Source organism: Thauera aminoaromatica S2, from assembly GCF_000310185.1.
GTDB classification, from domain to species: domain Bacteria; phylum Pseudomonadota; class Gammaproteobacteria; order Burkholderiales; family Rhodocyclaceae; genus Thauera; species Thauera aminoaromatica.
On the sequence record NZ_AMXD01000198.1, the window covers coordinates 1 to 5,074 of the forward strand.

Below are 5,074 nucleotides of genomic sequence, written 5' to 3' on the forward strand. Positions count from 1 at the left end.
GCCCGCCGCCGCCGCGGGCGCGCCGCGCGGATGAGCGCGCGCCCCGCGCAGCCGGCAGGCACCGACGCGGCATCCGCGACCTGCCTCAACGCACGCGAGGCCGCGGCCTTCCTGCAGCTCAACGAGAAGAAGCTCTACGAACTCGCCAACAGCCGCGAGATTCCCGCCGCCCGCGTGGGCGGCAAGTGGCTGTTCCCGCGCGCACTGCTCGAGGAGTGGCTGCTCGAGCAGGCGCATGGCGGCGCACTCAGCGACCGGCTGTTGATCACCGGCAGCGACGACCCACTGCTGGCCGCCACGGTGGGCGCGCTCGCTCCCGTGCTGGGGGGCGATGCCTTCGTCGCCTATAGCCCCACCGGCACCCTGCCCGGGCTCGAGCTGCTCGCGCGCCGCCGCGCCAGCGTGTGTGCGCTGCACTGGGGCGGGGTGGAGCACAGCCTGCAGCAGCACGCCATGCTGCTGCGCCGCTTCGCCCCGCATCGCCATTGGGCGCTGGTGCGCCTGGCGCTGCGCGAGCAGGGCGTAATCCTGCGCCGCGGCCTGGCGGTCGACGGCATCGAGACGCTCGCCGCCTTCGACTATCGCTGGGCGATGCGCCAGGCCGGCGCGGGTTCGGCGCACTTCCTCGAGTCCGTGCTCGCCAGCCGCGGTTTCTCGGCGGCCGACTGCAGCGTGGTCGCCACCGCCCGCAGCGAGCGCGAGGCCGCGGCCCTGGTCGCACGCGAGGACGCCGACTGCGCGCCCGGCACGCGCGCCGCAGCGACCGAGTTCGGCCTCGGCTTCCTGCCCTTGGGCTGGGAGGCCTTCGACCTCGCGCTGCCGCGCGACGTGATGTTCCGCCGCCTCTTCCAGGATCTGCTCGCCGCGCACGGCGACGCGCGCTCTCAGGCGCTGGCGCACCGGCTCGGCGGCTACGACCTCGGCCCGCTCGGGCGCGTGCTCGGCCTCGACTGAGGGCGCGGCACGCGCGGCCTCAGTGCAGCTTGACGTGGGGCTCGGTGCGGCGCGTGATCATGCGCGCCAAGGTGTCGAGCGTCACCTTCACCCAGCCGTGCAGCGCCAGTTCGTGCATCTTGTACAAGGAGGCATACATCAGGCGCGCGAACCAGCCCTCGATGAACAGGTCGCCCCTGGCGAGCCCGCCCATCATGTTGCCCACCGTGCTGAAATCGCCCAGCGACACCAGCGAACCGAAGTCCCGGTAGCGGTAGTCCTGCACCGGCTTGCCGGCGAGGCGGCGCTGCAACTGCGTGTACAGGTGCGAGGCCTGCTGGTGCGCGGCCTGCGCGCGCGGGGGCACGAAGCCGTCCTTTTCCGGCCACGGGCAGGCGGCGCAGTCGCCCATCGCGAAGATGTCGTCGTCTACCGAACTCTGCAGGGTCTGCCGCACCACGAGCTGGTTGATGCGATTGGTCTCCAGCCCGTCGAGCCGGGTGAGGAAATCGGGCGCCTTCACCCCGGCCGCCCACACCACCAGCTCGGCGGGCAGGACGCGGCCGTCGGCCAGGCGCACGCCATCGGGCAGCACCTCGGCCACGCGTGCGTCGGTATTCACTTCCACACCCAGCTTGCGCAGCAAGCGCTCGGTCGATCGCGACAGGCGCTCGGGCAAGGCCGGCAGCACGCGCGGCGCGGCTTCGATCAGGGTGAGCCGGACGTCCTTTTCGGCATCGACGCGGTCCAGCCCGTACGCCACCACCTCGCGCGTGGTGTGGTGCAACTCGGCGGCAAGCTCGACGCCGGTAGCGCCGGCACCGATGATCGCCACATGCAACTGCTCGGGGCGCAGCGGCGAACGCTGGGCGTGGGCGCGCACGCACGCATTCACCATGCGCACATGGAAACGCCGCGCATCGGCGACGGTCTCGAGCTTGAGCGCATGCTCGCGCACCCCCGGCGTGCCGAAGTCGTTGCTGCGGCTGCCGACCGCGATCACCAGCGTGTCGTAGGGGAAGGAACGCGCGGGCGTGACCTCCTTGCCGTCTTCATCGACGAAGGGGGCGACGTGGATCTCGCGCCGGCTGCGGTCGAGCCCGATCATCTGCCCGATGCGGAAGCGGAAGCCATGCCAGTGCGCCTGCGCCAGGTAGGGCACCTCGTGATCGCCGATGTCCATGCTGCCGGCAGCGATCTCGTGGAGTTTGGGCTTCCACACGTGGGTGCGCTTGCTGTCGACGAGGGTGACCTCGACCCGCCCGCCGCGGCCGAACTTGCGCCCTAGGCGTGTCGCCAGCTCCAGTCCGCCGGCGCCCCCGCCGACGATGACGATGCGGTGGGGCGTCCCCGCCGTGGTCTTTTCGATCCTCATTACCTTCTCTCGAGAAAATTCTTAATCTCGAGAATCCTAACAGAGCATTCGCCCTGCCATACCGGGCGTTCGCATGGATGCAACAGACTGGACCGACCTCGCCCGCACTACAGGTGCAGATGGTCCGCGATGAAGTCGGCCACCTGCACCGGGTCGTTGAGGTCCAGCCGCGGCAGCGTCGCAGGCAGCTCGGCGTCGGTCGCGATGGCGACGATGTGCGGATCGTGCGGATACAGCAGCGGCTCGGCGAGCCCCCGGCGATGCACCTCGATCTTGGGGATCGCCGCGCGCTTGAAGCCCTCGACCAACACCAGATCGCACGGTCCGAGGTGGGCAAGCAGCTCGTCGAGCGTCGCCTCGGGCCCGCCGCGCAGCTCGCGTGTCAGCGACCAGCGCTGGTCCGAGCTCACCATGACCTCGCGGCAGCCGGCCTGGCGATGGCGCCAGGAATCCTTGCCGGCATGGTCGATGTCGAAGCTGTGGTGGGCGTGCTTGACCAGCGACACCACGAGGCCGCGCGCGCTCAGCGCCGCGATCACCTGCTCCACCAGCGTCGTCTTGCCGCTGCCGGACCAGCCGGCGAAACCCATCACTTTCATGTCGCTTCCGTTTGTCCTGTTCCGTTCTCCCGTCCGCCGGGCGGCGGCGCGGGGTCCTTGCGATACACCGGCTCGGCGAGCAGGCTCACCGTGAAGGCCGCGCCCCGCCCGGGCGCGCTGTCCACCTCGATGCGGCCGCCGTAGCGCTCGACCAGGGTGTGGCTGATCGACAGCCCCAGCCCGGTGCCTTGGCGCTTCTTGGTGGTAAAGAAGGGATCGAAGATGCGCGCCAGGTCCTCGGCACGGATGCCGCCGCCGGTGTCGCGCACCGTGATGCGCACGCCGCGCGCATCCTGCCGCGGGTCGCGGTCGACCGTCTCCAGCGTCAGCGTACCGCCGGCCGGCATGGCCTGCACGGCGTTGACGATGAGGTTGATCAGCACCTGCTGCAGCTCCTGCAGGTTGATCTGCACCCGCGCGGTGGCGGCCAGGCGCTGCACCACCTTCACCTCGGCGCGCGCCAGATGCTGGCGCGTCAGCACCAGGCAGTCGGCGAGCGCGGCGTTCACGTCGACGTCCTCGACGTAGCCGGCGAACTCGCCCGGACGGGCGAACTGCAGCAGCTTGGTGACGATCAGGCGGATGCGCCCGACCTGCTCGTGGATCAGGCGGATCTCGTTGGCCACCGGCTGCGCCGCGGGGCCGAGCTCCTCGCGCAGCAGGTCGAGATTGCCCTGGATCACCGCGGTGGGATTGCTGATCTCGTGCGCGACGCCGGCGGTGAGCTCGCCGATCGCGGCGAGCTTCTCGCTCATCACCAGACGGTGCTGTGCGGCGCGCAGCTCGGCGTTGGCGTCGGCGAGGTCGGCGGTGCGCTCGGCGACCTTGCGGTCGAGCGAGGCGTTGAGCGCCTGCAGCTCGGCGCGGCGCGCGGCCTGGTCGTCGAGCAGGTGGTCGAAGGCGGTAGCCAGGCGGCCGAGCTCGTCGCGGCTGGCGACGTCACCCACGCGCGCCTGCTCGTCGCCGGCGTCGATGCGGCCGATGGTGGCGTGCATGCGCTCGATCGGCCGGAAGATGCCGCGCGCCCAATACAGCGTCAGCAGCGCGCCGGCGGCGCTGACCAGCAGCGCGAGCGCGCCGACCACCAGCAGGGCCATGCGCTTGGCGGCGCGGAAGGGCGCCTCGAGGAAGCCGACGTAGAGCATGCCGACGCGTTCGCCGCGGCTGTCCACCACCGGCTCGTAAGCCGACACGTACCAGTCGTTGACCACGAAGGCGGTCTCCAGCCAGGTGCGCCCGTGGTCGAGCACATGCGTGCGGACCTCGTCCGAGGCGCGCGTGCCGAGCGCACGCGCGCCCTCGAACAGGCGCACGTTGGTGGCGATGCGCACATCGTCGACGAAGAGCGTGGCGGTGCCCTCACTGCCCTCGGGCAGGCTGCCCTCGCGGTAGACGATGGCGTTGAGGGTATCGACGAAGTCGAGGTTGCCATTGAGCAGCACGCCGCCTTCGAGCACCGCGACCAGGTTGCCCGCGGCGTCGAGCACCGGGGCCGCCGCGTGCACCACCAGGCCGCGCTCCTCCTCGCCGCGCGAATCCGGCCGCGCGCGCGCCGTGGTCACCAGGGCAAGGCGGGCACGCTCACGCATGCCGGCGTCGATCGCCGCGAGCTCGGCGGGTGCAAAGCGCTCGACGACGCTGCCGCCGCGGGCGCGGATCGCCTGCTGCACGACGGGCCATCCACCACGCGCGCTCCCCGCCGCCAGCGCGGTCGACGCATGCAGCACGCGGCCCTTGACGTCGAGCAGGTTGAGGAAGTCGAGCGCGAGTCCGCCCTTGCGCGCACCGAGCAGCGCGGCCACTGCTTCCGGAGTCTCGTGCGCCAGGGTCTGCGCGAGCGCATGCGAGCCGGCGAGCCCCTGCACGCCGTTGCCGACGCCGTCGATCACGCGCTCGAAGTAACCGTGCGCGGTCGCCAGGTCGCTGGCGACCCGCGACACCATCAGGCGGTGGTAGTAGACCTCGCCCCAGTACCACAGCACGCCCATGATCAGCGGGAAGCCCAGCATCAGCGGCGCGAGCACGAGGGCGAGCAGCTTGGCGCGTACCGAGCCGCGCAGGCGTTCGGCGAGCCTCATCGCCCCGCTCCCGCACCGGGCCCCGCCATCCGGCGCGGCCTGCTCGCCCCGACCCCCGCCACGCTCAGGCCCGCCGCTCCGCACGCGCG

At 71.6% G+C, this 5,074-nt stretch carries 4 protein-coding genes; 1 reads left to right on the forward strand and 3 read right to left on the reverse strand.

Annotation, left to right across the window (positions count from 1 at the left end):
• Positions 1–30: 30 nt before the first annotated feature.
• On the forward strand, positions 31–954 hold the full coding sequence (locus C665_RS18245) for a substrate-binding domain-containing protein (protein ID WP_040829653.1): 924 nt from the start codon (positions 31–33) through the stop codon (positions 952–954).
• Positions 955–973: 19 nt separating this feature from the next.
• Here C665_RS18245 and C665_RS18250 read toward each other — a convergent pair whose 3' ends face one another.
• From C665_RS18250 to C665_RS18260, 3 genes are all read right to left on the reverse strand, one after another.
• Positions 974–2,308, reverse strand: a complete 1,335-nt coding sequence (locus tag C665_RS18250; protein ID WP_004326005.1) for an NAD(P)/FAD-dependent oxidoreductase — start codon at positions 2,306–2,308, stop codon at positions 974–976.
• A gap of 107 nt (positions 2,309–2,415) precedes the next feature.
• Positions 2,416–2,907 carry a molybdopterin-guanine dinucleotide biosynthesis protein B gene (mobB, locus tag C665_RS18255; RefSeq protein WP_004326007.1) on the reverse strand — a complete coding sequence of 164 codons (492 nt, stop codon included), beginning with the start codon at positions 2,905–2,907 and terminating at the stop codon, positions 2,416–2,418.
• The gene (locus tag C665_RS18260; RefSeq protein WP_004326009.1) at positions 2,904–4,985 is read right to left on the reverse strand and encodes a sensor histidine kinase; all 2,082 of its coding nucleotides are present in this window, start codon (positions 4,983–4,985) and stop codon (positions 2,904–2,906) included. The genes mobB and C665_RS18260 overlap by 4 nt, the downstream gene beginning before the upstream one ends.
• Between the last annotated feature and the right edge of the window lie 89 nt (positions 4,986–5,074).